Below are 24,251 nucleotides of genomic sequence, written 5' to 3' on the forward strand. Positions count from 1 at the left end.
AATTTCCGCACTGCTTTGACCTGATCCGTGTACGAGTAGCCTTCACTTATAGAAATTATTAATATCTCATTGGAATAGTGGGTTTTATGCTATAATACTTCATTAATACAGTTAATTTTGCATAAGAAAGGAGCCCGACATGGAACTGCGGATGATCAAAACGTTTCAGACCGTCGTACGGCTGGGCAGTTTTCAGCAGGCGGCCGAAGTCCTTCGTTACTCTCAACCGACGATCACGATGCATATTCAAAAGCTAGAGTCCGATCTTGGAACCAAGCTGCTTTTCCGGGGCAAAACGATTCAACTGACCGAAGCCGGACGCGTGTTCCACGAACGGGCGGATCAATTGCTCAAAGACTACGATTCGCTGAGCAGCACGCTGAACGATCTGGTGCAAGGCGAAGCCGGGCAGGTACGATTCGGGATCTCCGAACCGACTGCCAGCAGCCGGATGCCTGGCATCCTCTCCGACTTTCTGAGCCGCCATCCCAAGATTCAACCCAGTCTGAAGATCGGCGACAGCAAAATGCTGAATCGGCTCGTTATCGACGAAGAGCTGGACTTCGCGGTCTGCCCTTCGCCCGAGCTGCATGTCGATACCGAATTCGAACCGCTGCTTTACGAACCGATGGGCTTGCTCGTTTACGATTCCCACCCGCTGGCGAGCCGAAAAGACATTATGCTGCACGAGTTGAAAAACGAGAAGTTTTTGCTCACGCCGCCGAACTGCCCGTTCCGGATTCGGATCGAGAAGCAATTGTACGAAAGCCTGAACGAAGCTTTTCACGGGATCGAGGTCAGCAGCATTCTCGCGCATAAGCACTATGTTCAAGCGGGACTCGGGATTTCTATTGCTCCGATCCTGACCGTAACGCCGCTTGTGCCGGGTACGCGCCTGATCCGAATTGCCGATCTGGACTTCGGGCCGGTCGCCGGCATTTTGCGCAAACGTTCGGTCAAGCTCGGTTCCGCTGCCGAAAAGCTGCTTGGCGAAATCCGGGACGCGTTGCGCAGCGAAAACGCCGACCGGCAGTTGGACGACGGTCTGGCGATCCGGCTGGCTTAAATATGCGCTTGCCCCGTTTACGATTATTGGCATTCGTAACCGATACGGCTTACGTGCAAACGGACAGCCGATAAGCCGGGTTACAAAATCCCCGCCGTACGCCCTCCGTCTACGGTCAACGTCGCTCCGGTTATAAAGGAAGCCTGTTCCGAACTCAGGTACAGGATGGCTTGCGGAGCATCGTTCGGTCCCGAAGTACGGCCGAGCGGCGTGATCTCGATCATGCGCTGCGTATGCTCCGGCGTCATTACGCTGACTTCGCTGCCCGGGGCATAACCGGGCACGACGGCGTTAACGCGTATCCGATGCTCGGCCAGCTCCAACGCGAACGTTTTCGTCAACATCTCCAGCCCTACTTTCGAAACCGAATAGTTGCCCATCCCTACCCCGGCGGCTTTGGCTGCTCCCGAGCTCATCGACACGAACGAACCCTCCACGCCCTGCGCAATCATCAACTTCGCAAACCGCTGAATCAGTAAAAAAGGAGCCGCCAGATTGAGATCAATCGTCTGGCTCCACTCCTCAAGCGACGTCGTCATCAGGCGTCGATACGGATAAATTCCCGCGTTGTTCACCACAATGTCCGGCGCTCCCCAATCCCGTTCCACGCTATGGATCAGATCGTTGACCGACGCTTCGTCGGTCAAATCCGTAACATGCCGTTTCACCTCCGACGCATGTAATCCGCCAACTGACTGCTCCAAAGCTTCCGCACGAATATCCGACAGATACAACCGGGCTCCTTCGGCGGCGAACGCTTGCGCGATCCAACCTCCGAACACCCCCGCCGCTCCGGTAATCACGACTTTTTTATCCTTAAAACGCTGCTGCGACAATACGGTTCCTCCTTATGCGTGCCCTCGTCGTTGCCTGTGTACTCTTATTTATGCCGACGAGGTTTGTTCTGCGGTTTGTCTTCCATTTCGGATGTGCGCAAAATGTCAACAATACCGGCTGTATGTTCTACTTTTTTTGAAATGCTGAGGTTTCGTCAACAATTTTGTTCATTTTGCGCTCGAATTGAGATGTGAATGCAAATTTGTTGACTTTTCATCAGCATTTTTGAAAAATAGCCGTCAAAAGATCTAAAATTGGCGCAAAACGTCAACATTTTTTCTTCTTGCGCGAATCTACGTTTTCCCTTGCTGGCTTTTAACGATGATCCTAAAAAGGCACGTCTTGGATCAGCCAACCAACGTGCGCTTTCGCGCATGGGTACGCCAAGCGTAGAAGGCCGTCACGCGACAGACTGCTTTTAGGCTTCCAATTCTTCGACAGCTTGCTTGGCGATAGCAATCGCCTGCTTCAATTCGTCGGCCAGACGGTTGGCGCGCCGGATCAGCAGCGTTCTCAAACGGTAAAAAGCGTCGCTGCCATACTCTGCCTGCGCAAATTCTTCAATCTCAGCCAGAGCGGGCACGAACGGCTGCGGGAGCGCAGGATCAGGTTCGAAACGGCCTCCTTTGACATACCCGATCGGCACGACCGCTTTGGATAACCGATGGATGTGCTTGTTGGCCTTTTCGAACCAGTCGTTATAGGCGATAAGATGTGGTGCTTTGCCGTTACCAGATCCGTACCCGGAACCAGCCGTGTAGCCGGACCGTGACAACTCGTATTCGTCGGAAAGCCGTTCGAACGCCTGCTGCCGCAGGTTCAGCGTCCGGTACAGCCGCTCCGTTTCGTTTTGCAGCTCGCCTGCCCGATTCAACAGCACTTCAAGATCCAGGCGATCTTCGGCAACCTGCGCATATTCGATCAGTCGCGCGCGAATGGCCTTAACCGACTCCCGATGATCCAGCGGCAGCAGCGGAGCGTTGATCGCACGATGTGCGGCTGCCACGTAAATCCGGGCGTCGCGCTCCAGGTTAGCCGGATCGATCTTGTCCAGCGTGTCTTCCGTCGTATGCCACCACCAGCCGAACCAGCCGTCCGGCTGATAAGACAAGCCCATGAAGGCAGACGGAATCCCCGTTCCCCAGAACGATTGGTCGCCCGCGCGACCCAACGGACGGCCTTCGAACTCCGCGCTCTCGGTCACCCCGCGAATCGCCTCGGCGGCAAGCCCCGTCGTTTCCGCCATGATATTGGCCGCGCTCAGCAGCGACGCCCCTTGCCCGCCGACGGAGTCGATATTCAGATGCAGCACGCCGCGTTCGCTCAGTTCTTCGTGATGCCGGTCGGCATAAAGCGCCGATCCTGCGTAACGCCCGTGCGAATGGCCGGACCAGAACGCCAGTCGCAGCGTGCGGCGCGGAGGCTCCGGCTGCGCAGCCAGTACCCGGGCTGTTTCCAGCATCACGGCATTGGCCGACGCGTTATCCATCGCGCCGTAATGCCACGAGTCGATATGGCCGCTGAACAGCACGAAGCGATCCGGTTCTTCGACGCCCCGAAGTTCCGCCGTAAGCGTCGGAATGTTGCGCCAGCCGGTATCGACCTGCGCGCTCAAATGGATTGGCAGCTCGCCTCCCGCTCCGGCGATCAGATGTTTCAAGCGCGCGCCCGCTTCGCGGTTGATCGAGATGACCGGAATCGAGACGTACTGGTCTTGGTCGTCCGGCTGCGGGTTTCCCCAGACCGAAGATACGATCATCTCGTGCACATGCTCGCCCGAATTGACGAACACCACGGCGGACGCTCCGGCTTGCTCCCATTTGCGCACGGACGGCCATCCGGCCAGCCCATCCAGCAAAACGGCATGTCCGGGAGCGAAATGCGACACCGGATCGGCGCCGGAACCGCGAAGCGCTCCGGCTCCGAGCGAATAAACGGCGGCTTGTCCCGCATTTCGTTTGTCGGCATTCCGCTGGGTCGCGTTTGCTTTCGTTGAAGCCAAGCCTCGGCTTTCCCCGCCTGTATCGGACACAACCAGTACCGTCTCCAATCCTTCGACCGCCGCGGCCATCGAATGCGTGATCGCTTCGATCTGTTCGCCGCCCGCTTGAAAATCGACTTTCCCCGGCAGACTGATATAGGCTTCGTCGAAAGTCAGTTCTGTCGATAGTCCCCATTCGTCCAGCTTGCTTTGGGCATATTCAAACGCCCGCAGTTCTTCTTCCGAACCGGACAACCGCACTTCGCGCGCCAGCTCCCGGTTGAACTCCAGCAGCAGATTGACGTTGACCGCCTGAATCGAAGCCTCGGCATCGCTATAACGATTGATTTGCGAAGCTGTCTGCCCGGAAGAAGCTTCCGGAGAAGCTTGATTGGGTGCGGAAGCTCGATCTTCCGCTTTATGTTGAGCTTCGTCTTGAGCTTTATTTTCAATATAAAGGAGAGACTCGCCTTGTGTTTCGGGACCCGCCGGGTTTTTCTGTTCGATTCGGCCTTTTGCCGATAACGGATAGGTCATCGTATTTTCCCCTTTCGGTGTGGGCTTGATCGCAGCCGGATTCGTTTTGCATATTCAGCTTCGGATTTCGCTTCTCTTGTCCTATCGCGGCAATGCGGCAAATCTACTGTTTTTATGTGGCGTACAAATGGCACTGCACTTCATGCCCAGGCGACGCTTGGACGCGCTCGGGAACCACGCTGCGGCAAACGTCCATCGCGAACGGGCAGCGGGTATGGAACGTGCAACCGCTCGGCGGGTTCAGCGGGGAAGGCACTTCGCCGCTCAGTACGACGCGTTCTTTTTTGACCCGAGGATTCGGGATTGGCACGGCGGACAGCAGCGATTGCGTGTACGGATGCAGCGGGTTGCCGAACAGTTCGTCCGTCGGCGCCTGTTCGACCAGGCCGCCGAGGTACATGACGCCGACCCGGTCGGCGATATGGCGCACCACGCTGAGATCGTGGGCGACGAACAGATACGACAGTCCGCGTTCCTGCTGGATTTCTTCCAACAAATTGATGACCTGCGATTGGATCGACACGTCGAGCGCGGACACCGGTTCGTCGCAGATCAGCAGCTTAGGCTCCAGCGCCAGCGCTTTGGCGATGCCGATCCGCTGGCGCTGCCCGCCGGAAAATTCGTGCGGGTATCGGTAATACTGGTCCGGGCGGAAGCCGACCCGCTCCAGCAGCGACATTGCGCGTTCGGTACGTTCGTTTTTGCTGCCCCGGCGATGGATATGCAGCGGTTCTTCGATCGCGTAGCCGATCCGTCTGCGCGGATCGAGCGACGTGTACGGGTCTTGGAACACCATCTGGATATTGCTGCGCATGTTTTTCAGCCGGGCGCCTTTGAGCTTGGCGAGGTCTTGGCCTTCGTACCAGACTTCGCCGCCGGTCGGCTCGATCAGGTTCATGACGGCGCGCCCGGTCGTGCTTTTGCCGCAGCCGGATTCGCCGACCAGCCCGAACGTCTCGCCGGGATAAATATCGAACGACACGTCGTTTACGGCTTGCACGCTGCCTGTTCGCCGACCCAAGGCGGAGCGTACGGGAAAATGCTTTTGCAGCCCCCGCACGCTGAGCAGCGGTTGCGCGCTGGGTTGAATCAAGCCGACAGGTTTGACCAAGTCGCTTGATTCAACGCTCCCGATTCGGTCGTTTCGCTCTTTTCGGTCGGGTTCGGCCTCACGCTTGCCGGAAAAAGACTGACGATCCGACCGGCTTCCCGTTTCTTCTTGGGACACCGGACGCAGATCCGTCGCGGACGCAGGCTCCGGCGAAAGATGGTCCGTGTCCGTCAACAGATTGGTTTTTCTCGGTTCAACCGATGGCGACGGCGTCATGCGCGTTCCCCTCCTTTTCCGCGACCCGGTCGATATGCCAGCAGCGCACGCGATGTCCTTCGACCGTCGATTGAAGCTGCGGCATCTCGGAGCGGCATTGATCGTCGGCATACGGACAGCGCGGCGCGAAGCGGCAGCCGACCGGAATCTGATGCAGCGACGGCACCGTGCCTTCGATGACGTGCAGTTTGTCTTGGCGCTCGCCTTCGATCTTCGGCACCGAGCGCATCAAGCCGAGCGTGTACGGATGCCGGGCTCCGAAAAACAGCGTATCGGTATCCGTTTCTTCGATTACCTGGCCCAGATACATGACCGCGACGCGATCGCAGACTTCGGCCACGACGGCCAGATCGTGCGTGATCAAAATGACGCCCATCTCCGACTCTTTTTTGAGCTTGTCGATCAGGCCCAGAATCTGCGCCTGGATCGTCACGTCGAGCGCGGTCGTCGGTTCGTCGGCGATCAGCAGCTTCGGTCCGCAAGCAAGCGCCATCGCGATCATGACCCGCTGGCGCATTCCGCCGGACAGCTCGTGCGGATAATCGTCGACGCGCGTTTCCGGGGACGGGATGCCGACCTGCCGCAGCATGTCGATCGCGACTTTTCTCGCTTCCCGCTTGCTTGCGCCCCGGTGCAGCCGGACGTTTTCCGCGATCTGCCGCCCAATGCTGTGCACCGGATTGAGCGACGACATCGGATCTTGAAAAATCATCGAAATCTCGTTGCCGCGCAGCTTTTCCATATTCCGTTCGCTCAACTCCAGCAGATTGCGCCCGGCATACCGGACTTCGCCGCCGTATTCGACGCTTTTCTCGTCGAACAGCCGCAAGATCGACTCGGCCGTGACGCTTTTGCCGCAGCCGGATTCGCCGACGATTCCCAGCGTTTCGCCCGACGATACGGTGAACGAGACGCCTTCGACCGCGGACACGATGCCTTTTTCGGTCGGAAAAGAAACCTTTAGATTGTGTACGTCAAGAAGTAGCTTTTCCGCCATCTGTAGCCCCTCCTTTGGTCGGATCGTTCGAAAAAGCAGTGTCGCTTTGCGGATCGGTTTCGTTTTTCCCGCCGGATTCGCGAAGTTTGCGTCTGCTCCAGCCCAGACCGCCGAACGCGACTTTTTTGCGGCGTTTGGCATGGGGATCGAGCAGGTCGCGCAGGCCGTCGCCGAACAAATTCAGCCCGAGCACGATCAACAGGATGAACGCGCCGGGGAAAACGGTCATCCACCATGCGTTGTAAATCACCGTTTTGCCGTCGTACAGCATGTTGCCGAGACTCGGCGAAGGCGCGGGGATGCCGGCTCCGAGAAAACTCAGCGACGCTTCCGTCAAGATGCTTGCCGCGAAAATGAACGTCGATTGCACGATCAGCGGCGACAGCGTATTCGGAGCCATATGCAGCCACAGGATTCGTCCGGCTCCCGCTCCCTGCGCGCGCAGCGCTTCGATATACGTCTGCTCCCGGATGACCAGCGCCCGCGAACGGATGATCCGCGCGATCGACGGCACCGAGATGATGCTCAGCGCGATCACGACGTTCGACGGCTTCGGGCCCATCGCCGCCATGATCGCGATCGCCAGCAGCAACGAAGGGAACGCGAACAGCCCGTCGCAGATCCGCATCAAAATATGGTCGAGAATACTGTAGTAAGCGGACAGCAAGCCGACGGCCAGACCGACGAGCGACGCGATCAGCGTGACGGCCGCGCCGACCAGCAGCGAGATGCGCGCGCCGTACACGACGCGGGTCATCACGTCGCGGCCGAAGTTGTCGGTGCCGAACCAGTGCGCGGCGCTCGGTCCGCGCAATCGGCTGACCGGATCGATTTGCAGCGGGCCGTACGGCGTGAGCAGCGGGCCGAGCAGGCTGAGCAGCACGACCGCCAGCAGCACGGAGCCGCCGATCGTGAGCATGCGGTTGTGCGCGATACGTCGCAGCAGCGCTTGGCGGCGCTCGGCGCGGTACGTTTTCGCGGCGTTGGAAACACTGACGGGATGAACGCTCATGCGCGGTCCCTCCTTTGAAAAATAGTCCGACACAATAAGTCTTGGTACTCTGTATCAGGTCAAATAGTGCATTTCGGCCGAGCGTAACCTAACCCCTTAAGCGGTCAAGGTACTAGTAGTTTGTCTCGAGTTAATGTAGGGTTACGCTTGCCTGAAACGTACTAGAACCATGCACGTTTCAGGCAAGCGAAAACCCCAGATTAAAGCAAGACAAGCTACTAGCTTCTGATTGTTTATTTCCGGCTCAACCGCACGCGCGGATCGACCACGCCGTACAACAGGTCGACGATCAGGTTGAGGAACACGTAGGTCACGGTGATAATCAGCACCGAGCCTTGAATGACGGCGTAATCGCGGCGGCTGATCGAACTGACGATCAACTGCCCGACGCCGGGGATATTGAACAGCGTCTCGATCACGGCCGCGCCGGTCACGAGTCCGCCGAACGATTCGCCGATGATGGTCAGGATCGGGATAAACGCGTTGCGCAGCGCATGGCCGAACACGATCGCTTTTTCCCGGACGCCTTTGGCTTTGGCCGTTTTGATAAAGTTTTCCGACATGACGTCAAGCAGCGACGAACGGGTAATGCGCGTAATCAGCGCCGACTGCACTACGCCGAGCACCAGCGCGGGCAGGATCAGGTATTTCAGATGGGCCCACAGCCCGTCGCCGAGCGGCTTGTACCCGGCGACCGGCAGCCAGCCCAACTCGACGCCGAACAGCAGCACCAGCAGCGAACCGAGCAGGAAGCTGGGAATCGAGATGCCGAGCATGGAAAAGCCCATGACCGCTTCGTCCACGATCGTGCCGCGTTTGCGCACGGCCAGAATGCCGAGCGTCAGCGCGATCCCGATCCCGATAATCTGCGCCAGAATCGCCAGCGACAGCGTCGGGCCCAGACGTTCGACGAACGCCGCCCAGACCGGTTTGTCCAGGAAAAAGGATTCGCCGAAATCGCCTTGCACCGCGCCGCCGATCCAGGACAGAAACTGTTCGCCGAGCGGCTTGTCCAGACCCATCTGCTGCCGCAGCGCCTGCACTTCTTCCGGCGTCGCTTCCTGCCCCAGAATGGTCGCGGCCGGATCGCCCGGCGTCAGGTGAATAATGAAAAACACGATGACCGCGACGATAAACAGCACCGGCAGCACGGCGAGCAGCCGTCTTGCGATATAGCCTCCCATAATAGAGGTTCCTCCTTTTGGCCGGAATAACGAAAGCGCAAGCCCCGGCATAAGCCGGAGCCTGCTTGCTTTGCGTGACGGTGAATGTCGGTTACTGCTCGCTGTTGGTAACGTTGAAGAAGATCGGGCCGAGAATATTTTGGAATCCGGCCACGTTTTTGGACAGCGCGGTGATCTGCTTGCTTTGACCGATTTGCGAGAACGGCACTTCCGTCCAGACGAATTCCTGCACTCCGTCGATCGCGCTGCGCGCCGCTTCCGGCGATTCCGCGACGCGGATGTCTTGCAGCAGGCCGTCGAGCTTGTCGCTTTTCAGGAAACCGGCCGCTCCGCCCCAGAACGAATACTGGTAGAACGTCGGACGGAACGCGTAGCTCATCGGATAGATGTCCCAGCCGCTGCCGGCCAATTTTTCCTGCAAGGTCGCCCAATCGTACACGTCCAGCTTGACCTTCACGCCGATCGCTTCGAGCTGCTGCTGAAGCACGACGGCGACATTGTACTGGTCGATATAGTCGCGGGTGGTGTAGATGACGATCTCTTCGCCGTTGTAGCCCGCTTCCTGAAGCAACTTTTTCGCTTTTTCCGGATCGTTCTGGTTATAGTTCTCCTGCCCCGCTTCCGAATACCAGGCCGGGAACTGCTCCAGCACGAGCGAAGACGTCTTGGTGAAAAAGCGTTCGTCGCGGAAAGCGGACAGCAGGATCTCGTCGTCGTTCAGCGCCGCGTTGACCGCTTGGCGCGCTTTTTCGTTTTGGAACAATCCTTCGTTGCTGTTGTAGAAGTAGCCGATCAGGCCGCCTGGGCTCAGGAATTCCTGAAGATCGGGATTGCCGGAAATCTGCTCGGAGTTGTCGACGGAAATATTGAGCGCGATGTCGTATTCGCCGGACGCGATGCCCGCGAGGCGGGTCGATTCGTCGGTGACGAAATGGAAGTACAGATCGTCGACGAGCGCTTCTTTTTTGCCGCCCGCGCCGCTGCTGGCTTCGGTTCGCGGCGAGTAATCGTCATACTTTTCGAGATGGATGTATTGATCCTGTTTCCATTCCGCCAGCTTGAACGGTCCTGTGCCGATATAGTCTTTGATTCCGTCTTCCCCTGCCGCTTCCACGACTTCTTTCGGATAGATCGAGGCCGAAGGAATCGGGTCCGCGAGCAGTTGAAGGGTGAGCAGGAACGGCGTTTTGAGCTTCAGCACTACCGTGTAATCGTCCGTCTGTTCGGCGACCGCGCCCTGGAAGTTCGTTTTGCCCGGCGTCGAGATCTGAATCCAGCGGTTGAGCGACGCCACGGCGTCTTCGGCTTTCAATTCTTTGCCGTTATGGAACTTCACGCCCTGACGCAGCTTGAACGTGTAGGTGAGACGGTCGTCGCTCACTTCGTACGATTCCGCCAACATCGGGGTGACCTGCGCATTCTCGTCGAGCGTGACCAGTTGTTCGTAGATTTCGCGGCTGATGTCTTTGACCGCGGTATTGGAAGAGATTTGCGCGTCGAGTGTGACCGGCTGCGTCGGATAGCCAACGTCCAGCTTGCCTCCGGCGTTTGCCGGATCGGCTGCCGCCACCTCGGTCGTCGCTGTCGGGTCGGTATTTTGGGCCGCCGCGTTGTTCGTCGTCTGCGCGTTGCCGCATCCGCTCAAAATCCCCATAACCACTGCAAGCGTAACGCCGATTCCGGACCATTTTTTCATCTTGTGAACCTCCCCTTTTCTTGTATGTATGTGCCTGTACAGGCCGCCTTCCACTATTCGTTCGCGTCGTCACCGGCAATAACCATGTAAACAAGTCGGATTAGTGTATTAAGCTTGACGTTATGATACGGGAGCGACGCTTTTTTGTACAATCAGCATTTCTGAATCGCCAGTTCAGAAAATCTGAATCGGCGAAACGTATCGCAAGCGGCGGCGTTAATGGTACGATAGTCCCCAAACTTTTATCGGGAGGGATCGGAACATGGGCGTGATCGCGAAGCCTTTGGAAGCATTGGGAACAGAACTTGCCGCGCATATTCAAAAGATCGAACATTACAAACAGGCGTTGACGCTGCTGTCGTGGGACGCGCGAACGATCGCTCCAATCAAAGGAGCAGAGCAGGGTTCGCGGGTACGTGGCACGTTCTCAGCGGAATTGAGACGTCTGCAAACGGAACCGGATTTCGGGAAAAGGTTGGAAGAAGCGCTGGCGACGGCGGAACCGGGCAGTCTGACGCACCGGATCGCCGCTGTTCATCTAAAAGACTTCAAACGATGGAGCGCGATTCCGGCGCATGCGTATGCGGAGTTTGTATTGGAGCAGGGACGTACGCAGGCGGCATGGACGGAAGCCCGGAAAGCCGGAGACTTCGCCGTGGTGGTGCCGCATCTGGAAAAGATTTTCGAAAGCAGCGCCCTCTTCGCCGCGTATTGGGGATACGAAAACGACGTCTACGATCCGCTGGTGCAGCAGTTCGATCCCGATCTCGACGGCGCGACGCTGGACCGGGTATTCGGCGAGTTTAAAAACGCGTTGCTGCCGCTGATCCGCCGCGTCGTCGAAGCGGACCGTCAGCCGGACACGTCGATCTTCGAGCGGGAATTTCCGTTGGACGAACAGCGGAAGCTCGGCATCGAACTGCTGCACGCGATCGGCTACGACTTCGACGCGGGCAGCTTCGGCAGCACGGTGCATCCGTTCAGTTCCGCGATCAACCCGAACGATGCCCGATTGGCCGCCAAGTTTGTCGAAAACGACGTTCGCGTCTCGCTGTGGAGCGCGCTGCACGAAGGCGGACACTCGCTGTATACGCAGCATATCGACCCTTCGCTGATTAACACGGGGTTGGGCATTTTCACGTCGTTCGGGATTCACGAATCGCAGTCGATCTTTTTCGAAAAGCTGTTGGGACGCCATCCGGGCTTCTGGGAGCAAAATTACGCGACGTTGCAGCGTATCCGGCCGGAGCCGTTCGCGAACGTACCGTTCGACGATTTTTATTTCGCGCTCAACGCGGTCAAACCGGGCGTCAACCGTTTCGAAGCGGACGAATTGACCTACAATCTGCATCTGATCATCCGGTACGAACTGGAACGCGCGATTTTGTCGGGCGAAGCGAAAGTCGGCGATCTGCCGAAGCTGTGGGACGACAAATACGAAGAATATCTCGGTATCCGACCGCGCAACCATCGCGAAGGCGTGCTTCAGGATGCGCATTGGGGCGCGGGCTTCGGACTGTTCCCGTCGTATACGCTCGGGTTCGTGTATGCCGCGCAGTTCGAAGAAGCGCTACGGCTGGATCTGCCCGATTACGACGGTCATATCCAGCGTGGGGAGATTGACCGGATTCAAGACTGGCTGACCGAACATATTCAACGCCACGGCTCCGCGAAATCCGCGAACGAGCTGCTGCGGGACGTCACGGGCGGCGGGATCGATACGGCGCCGTTGATCCGGTATTTGACGAAAAAATACGAGGGGCTATACGGGCTTTATTGAGAAGAAGAACGAAACGGTTGAACGTTAACCTTTTTTCAGCTATCAAAAAGGCGTTGTAACGGATACACGATCCGCTACAACGCCTAAATTCATGCAATCGGTAGAACCCAATACAAGCAGGCTGGCATTTTTCAAAACCAAAGAACCTACGAAGCGCCTGCGCCCGTATCCTCTTCCGCAGACTCGACTTCGGACTCTTCCTCTTCCACGGACTCTTCCGATCCGCCTATACTTTGCCTGGCCAGCTCGATGTAACTGCATAAACGAAAGAACAAGCCGGCCACTTTTGATGATTCTGCTTTTTCGATATCGGAAGTCGCAAGTCGGCTCTGTTCACCGGATCGTCCCAGCTTACGCAGCAAATCCTCAAGCAGATCCATATCTAACCTTTGAGCTTCATCTGCCAACATTTCCAGTCGCTTGGCATCTTCCAAAACAAATTGGCTTGTTCCGCGCAACAGCAAGTCCCCCGTCCAATCTTCTATTCGGCTTAACAAACGATTTAACTCGGTGTTTTCTTTTCCGATTCCGTTCATGCGTCATTCCTCCGTTTGTTGCCTACCCATCCAGCTTCAGATTCAGCAGCCGGTTTCCTTGAAGGAAACTGATGGGATAGACTCCCTCTTCGCCGATCGAAGCAAAGATATGGAATTCGTCTCCGCTAGGCAGCCCCCGGCCCGATTCCAAGCGATTGATCGCCGTACTCCAATCCGCATGATAAGGCAAGATCAGTTCCAATCGGTCGCCTGCGGCATCGACAACCGTGAATTTAAGAGTTTGCGAAGCGCGATCGTAGACCGAGCTTTCGATTGCCGCTGCCCTCAGCAGCTTGAAACGCCGAGGAAGACCGCCGAACAATCCCACCCGAACAGGCTCCGATGCCAATTCCGCAAAGGAAGCGGCTCGCAAATTCCCAAAGCCGAACGATTCTACCCCAGGCCGCTCCGGAAGCGTCAGCGCAGGCGAACCTCCGGCGGATAGACGTCCTTCGCCGCTCACTTTTACGGCACGGAACGACAACATCGAGCTGCTGGCGTCTTTCATCGACAGATCCGGCTTCCATGGGGAACGTTCGCGATAGTGACGAGAGAAGTTGAACTCAGAACCTTCGTAGTAAGCAGGCCGCGCCTGGCTATACGTATAGAGTCCGCCGTCTTCGCCGCAGTAGAAATAATACGTGATCCCCCGGTATCCCGAACGGGTCTCCCACGGTTCGGCTCCCAGCGCATACAGATCAAGCCTCGGCACCGTATAATATTTCCCCCGGAAGCGTCCAGCCAATTGCGCCCGGCGTGCGGGTCCGATCTCGCGCTCCAGCGCATCCAGCATCAGGCTCACGCGAGACAGACGACTCAACAGCACACGCGTAGAAAACCGAACATGACGCGCGAAAAACAGCTCCAGCTCGCCATGAATTCCGCGCGCCTCGCGCTCCAGATTCGGCAGTCCGCTGCTGCGAGCGGCAATCGCGAGCAGTTCGAAACGATCGGCGAAACTATGCGGCAAACGCGCAAGACCGTTGCGAAGCAGCTCGCCGATGCTATCGCGGAATTCTTCCAGCGTTTCCGGCGGAAATTCGACCCTGGACAGCTTCGCTGCCAATTCATCGCTGTCGTCCAGTCCCTTACTTGCCCGATAACGCAACAGCGCTTCAAGCTTGTACATCTCGCCGTCAGCGCCCGGAACCGCGCATAAGGCACGGTCAACCTCGGGCGTATCGGTAAAAGCAACCTCCACGCCGGAACGCTTCATCTGCACGACCAGCAATGATCCTTCGCGTACGTCCAGCTCCTCGATATACCGTAAACGAAACGCCGCCTCTTCTACTCTCGCAGCGGGAAAAGACGACACTAACGCCCCCATCTCCGTTTCCGTTAGCCAGCCGAAATCCAGGGTCGGCGGCTCTGGTGCTGCGGACAACTCTGCTTTTGCAGAAGCCGAAGCAAGAGTTTCAGGCTCTTTTGCATGTCCCGGATCTACCGAGGCCGCTTCAGCCCCGCCTCCAGCAACATGCGGATAATCCAAAATGCCGATCAAGACATGCTTGCAGATCTTATCCGATGGACAACTGCAAGTAAACGACTCGATCGAATCCGTCAGCGTGCAAACCGTGCCGTCGCTGAGCGTACAGACCACTGCGTTTTCGGTAAACGCGTACTGAACCGACACGCCTTTTTCCATATCCTTCAGCGCCCGATTGTACAGGCCTTTATTGGCATAACGGATCAAATAATCTTCTGTACCGAGTGCGACCAGTCTTGCAAACTTTGCCTGCATTTCACTTCCGCTCATCCATATTCACCTCCGCCCCCGCGCCTGATTACACCGTCCGCCGCCTACAGCGTTTCCGATTCTTCGCCCAAGTAATCGTTCAAATACGCGACAAGCGCCGCATCGTCCCGAAGCTCAAGATGTACGCCCCAGCTCCAATCGGCCAAAGCAAACGGTGCAAGACCCGCTAGCGTGCGCAGCAGCTTCAGGCTCCATTCATACCGATCGCGATCCTCGAACTCCAGCGTCAGCCAGGCTTTGTATAAAGTGCCGTTCTTGTGTTCGCAAAAAAGCACGGTTTCTTCATTCGGTCCGAAAGCTTGGATCTGAGGGCATTCCACGCGATACGAAGAACCGTAACCCGTCGTGACGGCATCGTACGGCTGCGCGAACGAAGCAACCGCCGCCCCGATGCCTGCAACGTCAATGCCAAGCTGCGTCAGGCCGCCGGCATCCTCTTTTCGCACATAGAGATCGGTATATCCCGCTTCCGTACGATGCTCCTCTGAAAAACTCGCGATCCGGCCCATCTCTTCGTCCACTTCGTCCTTCCGTCCAGGCAGTACCAGTTCCAACATACAATAATCGTCTTCGTGGAAAAATAGCTTTCTTACGCCTGAATCGGCAGAAAGGGAAGCTTGCGCCGCCCTTTGCTCCGACTCCTGTTCACGGCTCGTCATGCTTGTCTTCCTGCCCTTCTCTTGTAGGACCGGCCCATCGCTTACTGTCCGGTTGCGCGCAGAATATCATAGACCGTCTCGCTGAACACGCGGTTCGGTACGCTTTTCAGTACATTTCCTTGCGTGGACGTGTAGTAGTAGCTGTCGCCTTTATTGTTGAAAAACTCAAGCTGTTCCAGCGTCACATCGTCCATCCCGTCGTAATAAGAAATGCTCGTGCCGCTGAACGACAGCTGTGCGATCAATTTGCCATATTCTTTGAACAATTCCGTGTAAAAACCGCCGTCCTGCGCACGTCCTTTGACCCAGCCGTATTTCTCCAGCGCTTTTGGGAAGCCTGTCGGCGAATATTCGCCTTCCGGCAAACGGCCGTACGTACGGCGCTCCAAGTCGTCCTCCTCAGGCAGATATACCGGACGATTCAACTGGATAAACGGTTGGACGATCTCATAGTCTTCCAACTGCGTTTTCCAGGCACTGAGCGTCTCGGCGTCGAGTTCCAACGGATGGACCAGACCGATCTTCGCCGTATCGGCCAATTCGTATTCGTCCTCGTCCACCGTGTTGAATGTGCCGTCTTCCATATAGCGGAAGGTGTCTTCGATCGTCGTTTCTTCGTTGCCGACCTTGTATACTCCCCAGACCAGGCCGACTGCGAAGCGGCGCATGACCACATTGCCGACGAACAGATCTTGCCACTCCGACGCCGTCCATAGACGCTGCTTGGAGAGTGACTCTTCCAGGCGCTGTGCCTGAATGCCGACCATTGTTTTGAGATCTTTTTTAAGCTGGGTAAACCGGGATTTGGACTGGGCGGCAAGCTCGGCATCGTCTTTTTGTCCCGGAGCCGGAAGGCTTTTGACCGCTTTGCCCGTCTCGTCGTTTATAGCGGACAATTGAAGGTCGGCGCTGACTTTGACCGTGAACGAGCGTTCTCCGTAGCTCAGCGCCAGCTCGCCTTTCTCGTCAAAGCCAAGCGTCGTGATCAGCCGGTCGGCAAGTTGGTCCTTGGTCAGCCCTTGGTTCTCCGCCGCCAGTTGCAGGGCTTCTTCCGCGGCTCCCTTGACCTGCCGATTCTTGATTGCGCGCCCCAATCGGTCGATCGTCATCAAAGCCGCCGTATCGTTCATAAAAGCGAGCGCCCGTACGGCATCCGCTGCAATCGCACCCCGGCTGCTTTCCGCCCAATCCTTGATCTGACGGCCGAGCAGATCAATCACGTCGCGCTCGCCAAAACGCGCCGCAAGCGGCAGCACCCATTTTTCTTTTGCCGGTGCCTGGGCGTCGATCCAAATACGCAATACCCCGGTCGTAAACGCAGCAAGCGACGAAGCTTCCGCATACTCGGCAACCTCATCCAGGCGCGGGTTCGGCTCGGAAGCAAAATCGACGGATTCCGTCAATACATACGACTTGATGGCTTCATCCAGCTTATGTCCGTCCTTACCGTGGAGTTCAGGCAGCCGATCGAGCGGCAACCAGGATAGACGAGCCAGCTTTTTGGCATCGGCATGCTCGGCCAGAGCCGCGTGCGCGTACTCGGCAGGCTTGCCGAGCGTATCGGACAGCGCCTGCAACCGGGCTTTTAACGCTGCGGATTTTTCTTTTTTCAGCAATTCCCCGTAAGCTTCTCCTTCACCCTCGATGCCACGTAGCAGGTCGATCACGACTTCGCGCACGCTTGCTTTTTTCTCTGCCAGATACAGCTTTACGTAAAGGTCTTTGTCCGGACGGCGAATCAGCTCGGCACGCGCAATCTCGCGGGAGCGCTTGGACGAATCGCCGAGGCCCATTCGCAGCGCCTGGATCAACAATTCTTCGCTCGGCTGTCCTTCGGCCGACAGCGCCGTTTCCAAAACGATCTGCCGGACATCGCCTTGCAGGTCGTTATACAATTCCAGGCTGGCCGCCAGCCGATGGCGCACGATGCTTCGCAGTTCTTCTTCCGGCACCCGGGCATAATAATATTGGTTCAGTCCGTTCAGCATCAGAAGGCGCAGCAGCAAATGGGCATCGTCCGCCTCGGGGTCCGCTTCGGCCCGTTCCAGCAGCCTTTCCCCGTTGAATACCGGCGACTGGTACAGATACGACAGGAACGACGCCGTACCGATCTCCGGGTGCGTCGCCACTTTGACGAGTTTGGCGTAGAGTTCGGAGTCTTCGGGCAGGAACGTTGCGGCGATCAGCAGATTGCGGCGGCGCGTGTCGTTGCCTCTCGCATCGTCCCAAGCATGGGAAGGCTTATGCTTGGCGTACGTTTCGAGCGAAAGTTCTCCCGTCAAATACTTCGCCAGGCTGCTGCCGAGAATGTTGCCGTGAAGTTTATCCGCCAGCGCTTCGAGCACCAGCTTCTCGATTCCGCCTTCGCTTTCCGGAGCCGCCCCTTCGTCCAGCAGCACACGGTAAACATAAGCTTTGAGCATTGGGCGACGCAGGATAGAAAACAGATATTGCGCACGCTTGGTGTCTTTGACCAGCTCGGCTCGCAGCATGTTCCAGGCCGGCATATAACTGTCGATCTCCCGTGCCAATGTGGCGATCAAAGCAAAAGGCTCGTCGATGCGAACAATACCGTCCAATACAAGATCCGGGTCCTTGCCCGTATTTTCCATCATCAGCAGCTCGGCACGCATCTCCAGCGGCAGAATCTCATGCACGTCGCGCACCAGATCAAGCACGGCCAAGTCAAGCTCGGATGAGGATTTCAACAGCCCTTCCTTGCCGCCATTCAGCAGCAGCACATAATAAAAGGCCATACGGAGCTGCGTCAATACGGCGTTCTGCTGCTCCCGGCGAAGCTGCTCTTGCGGATCAAGCGTCGAATCGGGGAATAAACGCGCCTTCAGCGCCGCACGTCTGGCCTCGACGAATTCCGGGGCAAGATCAAGCTGCGTAAGCGTGTCTTTGAGCGGCAGCTCGCGCGACGCCAACGGTTCGATCGCTTTCAGCAAATATTTGCGTAGACGTTCGGCATCCCCTGCAAGCAAAGCCTGAATCGAATGCGGCAGTTTCAGGATCATCTCGTCGGCAAAAGACGGGTCGATCTGCGCATACAGCTTCAGCAGAACCAGCGTATCCGCGCTCGTTTCCAGCGGCGATATCGATTTGCCTTTCTGCTGCATAGAGCTGATCCGTGAACGGAACATTTTCTCGACATGTTCGGCGCCCACGTATATGTACATCAAACGAAGACGTTGGAGCGACTTCTCCATACGTTCTTCCACGTCATGGATTTGGCGTGCCCCCAGATTGATACCGGCCAACAGCTCGTCCGTGCAAGCCCGATATAACGCAGCCTCCTGATACCCGTATCCTCCATTGCCCATCGTACGCAGCAGCACCGCAGCAGCACGGAAAAAGACTTCTCCTTTTTCGCTTCGACCCAGCTTTTCCAGCGCATCCACCGTCCGGTACAGATAGCGATTGGAACCCGTCATCATATCCGGGAACTCTTCGGATGCTCCCGTCACATAGTCGATAATCGAATCTTTGCGATCCACCGCGAGCGAATAATCGTCCGAGCAAGCTTTGGCGAATTTCTCGATCAAGGGATCTACGGTATGATTGTGCAAAGTCATAAGTAAGCCTCCTAAAAAAGTTTAGTTGACGATCCGTCCTATCCATTCGGCGAGGGCATCCGGCGTAAGCGCCGCTACCTCCGCCCCCATATCCGCGAATTTGCGTGCTGCATGCTCGTCGTACATGGTGTGGCCTTCAAAATCAAGCGCGGTCAGAACCAGCAAGCGGCAACCCGCATCCAGAATGTCTTTTCCGGCATGGTACATCTGGGAAACGGGATACCCTTCCATCAGGTCGCTGACCAGAATAAACAAGGTACGTCCCGGATTTTCGATGAGCGTCTCGCCGTAACGCAGCGCTTTGGCAATATGCGTGCCTCCGCCAAGCTGTACGCTCATCAGCACATCGACCGGGTCTTCCAGCCGTCCGCTCAAATCCACGACCTGGGTATCGAACACGAACAGGCTTGTTTTAAGCGAATTCAACCGGTAAAAGATACTGGCCATGACCGAGCTGTAAATGACCGAATCCAGCATACTGCCGCTCTCGTCCACCGCGATGATGACATGCCATTTGTTGTAGGGCTGAACGCGTCCGTCAAAATAGAGCCGATCGACCACGAAACGCCGATTCTCCCGATCATAATTTTTGAGATTGCGGGAAATGGTCTTCTTCATATTGAGATTGCGCAGCGTGCGCACGCGTCCGGACGTATAGCGGTTACGCTTGCCGACGATGCTCGCCCTGGCGTCCGATTCCAGCTTGCGTCGCAGCTCCTCGACCACTTGGCGAACGATCTCTTTGGCGCTTGCGACGACTTCGCCTCGCATGCGGCCTTTGAACTGCATAATATTTTTCAACAGGTTCATGTTCGGTTCCAACGATTCCAGCACGGCCTTATCGGTCAGCAGCTCGCTCAAGCCGTAGCGGTCCAGCGCCTGCTTTTCCAGAATCTCGACGGTCTCTTTCGGAAAAAGTTCGCGTACCTTCCCCAGCCAACCGGGGACCGTAAGGTTAGAGCCGCCACGTCCGGCCTGCTTGCGCCGGTAGCCCTGTTCTTCGCCGTATTCACGGTCGTAGAGATAACCTAGCAGCTCGTCCAGCTCTTGGTAAGCGAAGCTGTCCGCGTCATAGCTGTCCGTCTCGCTCAACGCTTCGTCAGCCGAAGGGCCGAGAAGCAATCGCCAGCGGTTCAATACCTCCGCACTCATTCCAGTTTCCATAATGCAAACTCCTCCCATATCGCCCGATCCAGCTCCTGCGCCGTACGCAGCGTACGCTCGTCAACGGCCGGCATCTCCAGTCGCGAAGCCGGAATGCCGTGCAATCCAGCCACTTTCGCCGCGATGCGCGACGTCTCGGGCGGCGTGAAAAAGGTGAAGGCCAACCGCAGCTCCGGCAGCATCCGCAGAAACTCTTCATGCCGCAGACGTTCCAACAGAGCGCTCAAATCCGCGATCAATTGATCATCTTGCATCAGTGCATCCCGCGCTAACGCGAATACGCCCTGCAAATACTCGGCGCTTTTAATCGCCTGATCCGGCGAACCCTGCATATAGGCGCGCGCCCGATTCGAGATCTCGCTTCTTTCCCGCTCCCCAAGGCGGACAAGAATCGCAACGACCGCGCCTTCCAGCCTCGGAGCCAGATTGTGTACCGCTAAAAGCTCATTCAACCGATCCTGAAAGTTCTCGTAGGCTGCCGATGACCCTTCCGTATTACCGGCACGTCCGGCAGCGTGCATATAAAGCAGCTTTAGCCCTTCCACGGCCTGCGGCTGCTCATCCGGATTCAGACCATTCAGTCCAGGCAACCGCGATACGGAGGCCGCATAAGCTTCGTTTGCCAATTCTCGCAGCCGCACCTCATCCACCACACCCAACAATCTGCGATGGGAACGAATCCGGTCCAGATTATCGAGCGTATCGCAGAGCGACAGGAAACTGCCGTCTTGGCGCAAAGCCGCTTCGAGCCGTTCGAATAATCGCGCCGATAGATTTTCCAGCCCCATCACAAGTGCCCGCAACAGCCACAAAGCAACTTCACCGCTATGATGCTCCGGTACATGGTCCAATTCTGCAACGATTCGGGCTTCGGCCGCTTCCGCGACCGTTCCGCCGTAGATTGAATTTTCAATCAAACGTGCTTCGGTGCGCGAGGAATAGGAATACGTCCAAGTCTCCCGGACAAGATTCATATCCCGCCTTGCGATCCAATCCGGACCGGATTCGCGTTTGGCAAACTCCGAACCAAGAAACTCGGAACAATGCAGCAAACGGCTCGCTTCGCGATGTGCGGGCTTCGCGTAAGGCTCCAATGTTCGGCGATGCCGGCCTGTCGACTTCACGTTCAGACGGCAAGCTGCGGCACGCTTTTTGAAGTCTTCCACGATCGGAACCGCGAACTCGTTCGGTGCGACCTCTCCGATTCGATCGCCGGTCATCAAGCCCATCAGCTTTTCCAGCGGACGATCCGAAGCCAGCGTGCGTTCGCCCTTGATAAACGAAGCGGTGACCGCATCCATCAGCTCGTACGCACCGCCCTGACTTTTATTCCGAAGTTCCGCCAAGCCTTGCATCATGCCGTAAGCTTCGATTCCGTCCGCAGTCGACACCGCTTCGGATGCTCCCCGAAGCTCCTTGCCTAGTATCGAGAGAAGCTCAAGACCCGTTCGATCGTAGGGTTTGGTCTCGCCTTTGACGATCAGCTGCCAGGTTCGGTCATAGTAGCCGACATACGGCATGCCGCTGGCATAACCGTTCAATCGGTCGGCTTCCTCAAACGTGAATACCATCGGATACATCTGCTTGCGGATCAGCTCTTTTTCTCGGGGAGCTACCTGAACGTCTTGGCCGGGATCAACGATCAGCCCGTAGGTATGGAAGCCACCCGTTACGACCAGTATGCGCCGATACTCGGTACGCGCCTCCTCGATCTGCTCCCGCATTCGGGCCTCCCGATCCAGATCGCCTTCCAATTGCAGCCGCTCGGACGAATAGGTCATACGCGATAATGTGCAATAGGTGAATACACTCTGCACAAATTCAGCGGTATCCCGGCTCAACCCACCGACCTCAAACGCCCGCTCCCATAATTCATCGAAATCGCGCGCCCGACTGGATTGGCATAACCGGCCTATAAAATCCGAGCCTGCCAACAGTGCTTCATCCTGAGCGGACGCTTTGCCGGAATCGATCGCCGTTTCCCGCCGCCCACGGTAATCCAGATCAATAAAACGTGCCGGTATGCCTCGCGCTGACGCTTCCCGTATCGCTACGTATTCCGGCGAATAGTCCAGCATCGGGAAATAGCAGGAGCCGCGGCCCTTGTCGTCTTCATACCCGTAATACAGACTGACCGGGGCTTGGGTAGCTGGATCAGCCAGTACAGGGATCAACGGATTTCCGCTCTCCGGGCCTTCGATCAGCACAATATCCGGTCGATACGCTTCAAAGGTACGCAGCAGATGGTACGAACAAGCCGGACTATGATGCCGTACCGGAACATGCACAACCGGGCCGCTTAGATCGAAGACTTTTTCCGTAAATACGGCATTGAGCCTCGCAAGCTCCGCTTCCGTATCAGGAGGCCATGCAAGCTGTTCGCTCTCCGCCGCCGGATTCAGCCGATCCATTTTTTCTCCTTGTAATACGCGTCCCATAGGCTTTCCGTACGTGCGCGTTCCTTCACGACCTTGGAGAAGTAAGCCTTGAGCACGCTCAAATCCTTCGTGCTTTCCTTCGCGACGGTACCCAGCATATTCTGCACAAGCCGCTCCATCGAAAGGCCGCCTTCTTCATAATAGTAGGAAGTCATGGCGCTCTGGACATAGACGGATACCGCTTCGGCCGTGCTCATGACCGCCTGGGGAACCTCGATCTTATACCCTTCGCGCGTACGTCCGGTGCGCAGCTCGATGAAGGTTGTGGCCAGCAGCTCCACGACGTCCGGATCGACTTCGACGTCTACGCCGCTGTGACTGAGCAGGTTGGACGCTTGCGATTCGATGATCTTCGCTTCCATTTTGACATTCTCGATCGGACGGACGGTCTCGAAGTTAAAGCGTCGCTTGAGCGCGCTGCTCATCTCGTTGACCCCCTTGTCGCGAATGTTCGCTGTCCCGATAACGTTGAAGCCCGGCTTGGCAAACAGCACGCCGTCCGCCAGCTCGGGAATATTCATCACCTTGTCGCTCATTATGCTGATCAGGCTGTCCTGCGCTTCCGACGGACAACGCGTGATCTCCTCGAAGCGCGTAATCAGGCCATGCTTCATGCCTTGATACAGCGGAGACGGCACAAGCGCGGCTTCGGAAGGTCCTTTGTCCAGCAGCATGGCGTAGTTCCAGGAATACTTGATCGTATCCTCCGTCGTGCCTGCCGTGCCTTGAATCGTATTGGTGCTGGTGCCGGAGATCGCCGCCGACAGCAGCTCGCTCAGCATCGTTTTGGCCGTGCCCGGTTCACCCACCAGCATCAGCCCGCGGTTACCCGCCAGCGTGACGACAGCCCGTTCGATCAGGACATCGTTCCCGTAAAATTTTCGCGTAATATGTATCTTTTCTCCATCCAGCACGATCGGCTTTTCCCGTCCGATCAAAAAGTCGCGCACGGCGGCGGGAGACAGCTTCCAATTCGGCGGGCGTTTGCCCAGTCCTTCTGCGGCTAACGCGGCCAATTCCCGCTCATGCAGCACTTCCGCAGGCGGCTTGATCATCTCGATTGTCATGACGTCCCTCCTTCAAATAAACAGATCATACGTTCTCATTTTTCTAATATGTATTTTATCACATCTGACCGGGATATCGCGAGAACAGCGGCCGGAAATGAGCGGGATGTCCTGTTCCCTTGCCCGCTTTCGGGATATCTCATCCTGATAACAGAAGGTTACCGGGACCAAAGTCGCTCTCTTGCGGTTTCTTTGTCTTTTTTTCAAAAAAAACGAACTTTCTCACTCTGCCCCGCGTATATGAAGCAAGGAACGGAAGCGATCCACTCGCTCCCTCCCTTCATTTTTTACCCACTAAAGGAGGCTACCGTATGACATTTTTCTGGATTTTGTTGATTTTTGTTCCTGTTGTTTTGTTGTTATCCGCTCTGAATCCCAACAAAAACAAATCACGTTCGCGCAGAGGTTATCACTCCGGCTTTATGCACGATTCAGGTAGCGGATATTCCGGCGATTACGGCAACCATCACTCTTCCAATCATTGCAATGATTCCCATTCTTCTTCGTACGACGGCGGCAGCTGCGATTCCGGTGGCGGAGACGGCGGCGGCGGAGGTGGCGGGGAATGAGCTTCGAGGACATCTATGCAGCAAAAAGAACGCGTTAATCCCAAAGTCGGGAAGCACGCGTTCTTTT

Annotated in this window: 17 protein-coding genes; 3 read left to right on the forward strand and 14 right to left on the reverse strand. The window is 56.8% G+C overall.

Annotated features, from left to right (window positions below; genetic code table 11):
* The first annotated feature begins 139 nt into the window (after window positions 1–139).
* Complete coding sequence (locus tag WKI47_RS13085; RefSeq protein WP_340227585.1) at window positions 140–1,066, forward strand: LysR family transcriptional regulator; 927 nt, start codon at window positions 140–142, stop codon at window positions 1,064–1,066.
* A gap of 80 nt (window positions 1,067–1,146) precedes the next feature.
* On the opposite strand, the gene WKI47_RS13090 is transcribed toward WKI47_RS13085, so the two are convergent.
* The 7 genes from WKI47_RS13090 to WKI47_RS13120 all read right to left on the reverse strand — a co-directional run bounded on the left by WKI47_RS13090 (window position 1,147) and on the right by WKI47_RS13120 (window position 10,637).
* Complete coding sequence (locus tag WKI47_RS13090) at window positions 1,147–1,902, reverse strand: SDR family NAD(P)-dependent oxidoreductase (protein WP_340227586.1); 756 nt, start codon at window positions 1,900–1,902, stop codon at window positions 1,147–1,149.
* Window positions 1,903–2,321: 419 nt separating this feature from the next.
* Window positions 2,322–4,421, reverse strand: coding sequence for a M28 family peptidase (locus WKI47_RS13095; protein WP_340227587.1), 2,100 nt, complete (start codon window positions 4,419–4,421; stop codon window positions 2,322–2,324).
* 112 nt (window positions 4,422–4,533) lie between these two features.
* Window positions 4,534–5,748: a dipeptide ABC transporter ATP-binding protein gene (locus WKI47_RS13100; RefSeq protein ID WP_340227588.1), complete on the reverse strand. Its 1,215-nt coding sequence runs from the start codon at window positions 5,746–5,748 to the stop codon at window positions 4,534–4,536.
* Window positions 5,726–6,745 (reverse strand): ABC transporter ATP-binding protein, encoded by a 1,020-nt coding sequence (locus WKI47_RS13105; protein WP_340227589.1) that lies wholly within the window; start codon window positions 6,743–6,745, stop codon window positions 5,726–5,728. Before WKI47_RS13105 ends, WKI47_RS13100 begins: the two co-directional genes overlap by 23 nt.
* Complete coding sequence (locus tag WKI47_RS13110) at window positions 6,723–7,757, reverse strand: ABC transporter permease (RefSeq protein ID WP_340227590.1); 1,035 nt, start codon at window positions 7,755–7,757, stop codon at window positions 6,723–6,725. The genes WKI47_RS13105 and WKI47_RS13110 overlap by 23 nt, the downstream gene beginning before the upstream one ends.
* A 233-nt stretch (window positions 7,758–7,990) precedes the next feature.
* A complete protein-coding gene (locus tag WKI47_RS13115) occupies window positions 7,991–8,941 on the reverse strand; it encodes an ABC transporter permease (protein ID WP_340227591.1) in 951 nt (316 codons plus the stop codon).
* A 91-nt stretch (window positions 8,942–9,032) separates the two neighbouring features.
* Window positions 9,033–10,637, reverse strand: coding sequence for an ABC transporter substrate-binding protein (locus WKI47_RS13120; protein ID WP_340227592.1), 1,605 nt, complete (start codon window positions 10,635–10,637; stop codon window positions 9,033–9,035).
* A 262-nt stretch (window positions 10,638–10,899) separates the two neighbouring features.
* Between WKI47_RS13120 and WKI47_RS13125 the strand changes: the two genes are divergently transcribed.
* On the forward strand, window positions 10,900–12,417 hold the full coding sequence (locus WKI47_RS13125) for a carboxypeptidase M32 (RefSeq protein WP_340227593.1): 1,518 nt from the start codon (window positions 10,900–10,902) through the stop codon (window positions 12,415–12,417).
* Between the two features lie 146 nt (window positions 12,418–12,563).
* On the opposite strand, the gene WKI47_RS13130 is transcribed toward WKI47_RS13125, so the two are convergent.
* The 7 genes from WKI47_RS13130 to WKI47_RS13160 are packed head-to-tail and all read right to left on the reverse strand — an operon-like array spanning window position 12,564 to window position 23,609.
* Window positions 12,564–12,953, reverse strand: coding sequence for a hypothetical protein (locus tag WKI47_RS13130; RefSeq protein ID WP_340227594.1), 390 nt, complete (start codon window positions 12,951–12,953; stop codon window positions 12,564–12,566).
* Window positions 12,954–12,975: 22 nt separating this feature from the next.
* The gene (locus tag WKI47_RS13135) at window positions 12,976–14,709 is read right to left on the reverse strand and encodes a hypothetical protein (protein WP_340227595.1); all 1,734 of its coding nucleotides are present in this window, start codon (window positions 14,707–14,709) and stop codon (window positions 12,976–12,978) included.
* Window positions 14,710–14,753: 44 nt separating this feature from the next.
* Window positions 14,754–15,368 carry a hypothetical protein gene (locus WKI47_RS13140; protein WP_340227596.1) on the reverse strand — a complete coding sequence of 205 codons (615 nt, stop codon included), beginning with the start codon at window positions 15,366–15,368 and terminating at the stop codon, window positions 14,754–14,756.
* Between the two features lie 41 nt (window positions 15,369–15,409).
* Entirely contained in the window at window positions 15,410–18,946 is a 3,537-nt protein-coding gene (locus WKI47_RS13145; RefSeq protein WP_340227597.1) for a DUF4132 domain-containing protein, read from the reverse strand.
* A 21-nt stretch (window positions 18,947–18,967) separates the two neighbouring features.
* Window positions 18,968–20,110: a VWA domain-containing protein gene (locus WKI47_RS13150; protein WP_340227598.1), complete on the reverse strand. Its 1,143-nt coding sequence runs from the start codon at window positions 20,108–20,110 to the stop codon at window positions 18,968–18,970.
* Window positions 20,095–22,521, reverse strand: coding sequence for a DUF5682 family protein (locus WKI47_RS13155; RefSeq protein ID WP_340227599.1), 2,427 nt, complete (start codon window positions 22,519–22,521; stop codon window positions 20,095–20,097). Before WKI47_RS13155 ends, WKI47_RS13150 begins: the two co-directional genes overlap by 16 nt.
* Window positions 22,509–23,609 (reverse strand): ATP-binding protein, encoded by a 1,101-nt coding sequence (locus WKI47_RS13160; RefSeq protein WP_425355461.1) that lies wholly within the window; start codon window positions 23,607–23,609, stop codon window positions 22,509–22,511. The genes WKI47_RS13155 and WKI47_RS13160 overlap by 13 nt, the downstream gene beginning before the upstream one ends.
* A gap of 317 nt (window positions 23,610–23,926) precedes the next feature.
* On the opposite strand from WKI47_RS13160, the gene WKI47_RS13165 reads away from it, so the two are divergent.
* Window positions 23,927–24,184, forward strand: coding sequence for a hypothetical protein (locus WKI47_RS13165; protein WP_340227601.1), 258 nt, complete (start codon window positions 23,927–23,929; stop codon window positions 24,182–24,184).
* Window positions 24,185–24,251: the final 67 nt, after the last annotated feature.

Origin of the sequence: Saccharibacillus sacchari (assembly GCF_037722395.1) — a bacterium.
GTDB classification, from domain to species: Bacteria; Bacillota; Bacilli; order Paenibacillales; family Paenibacillaceae; genus Saccharibacillus; species Saccharibacillus sacchari_A.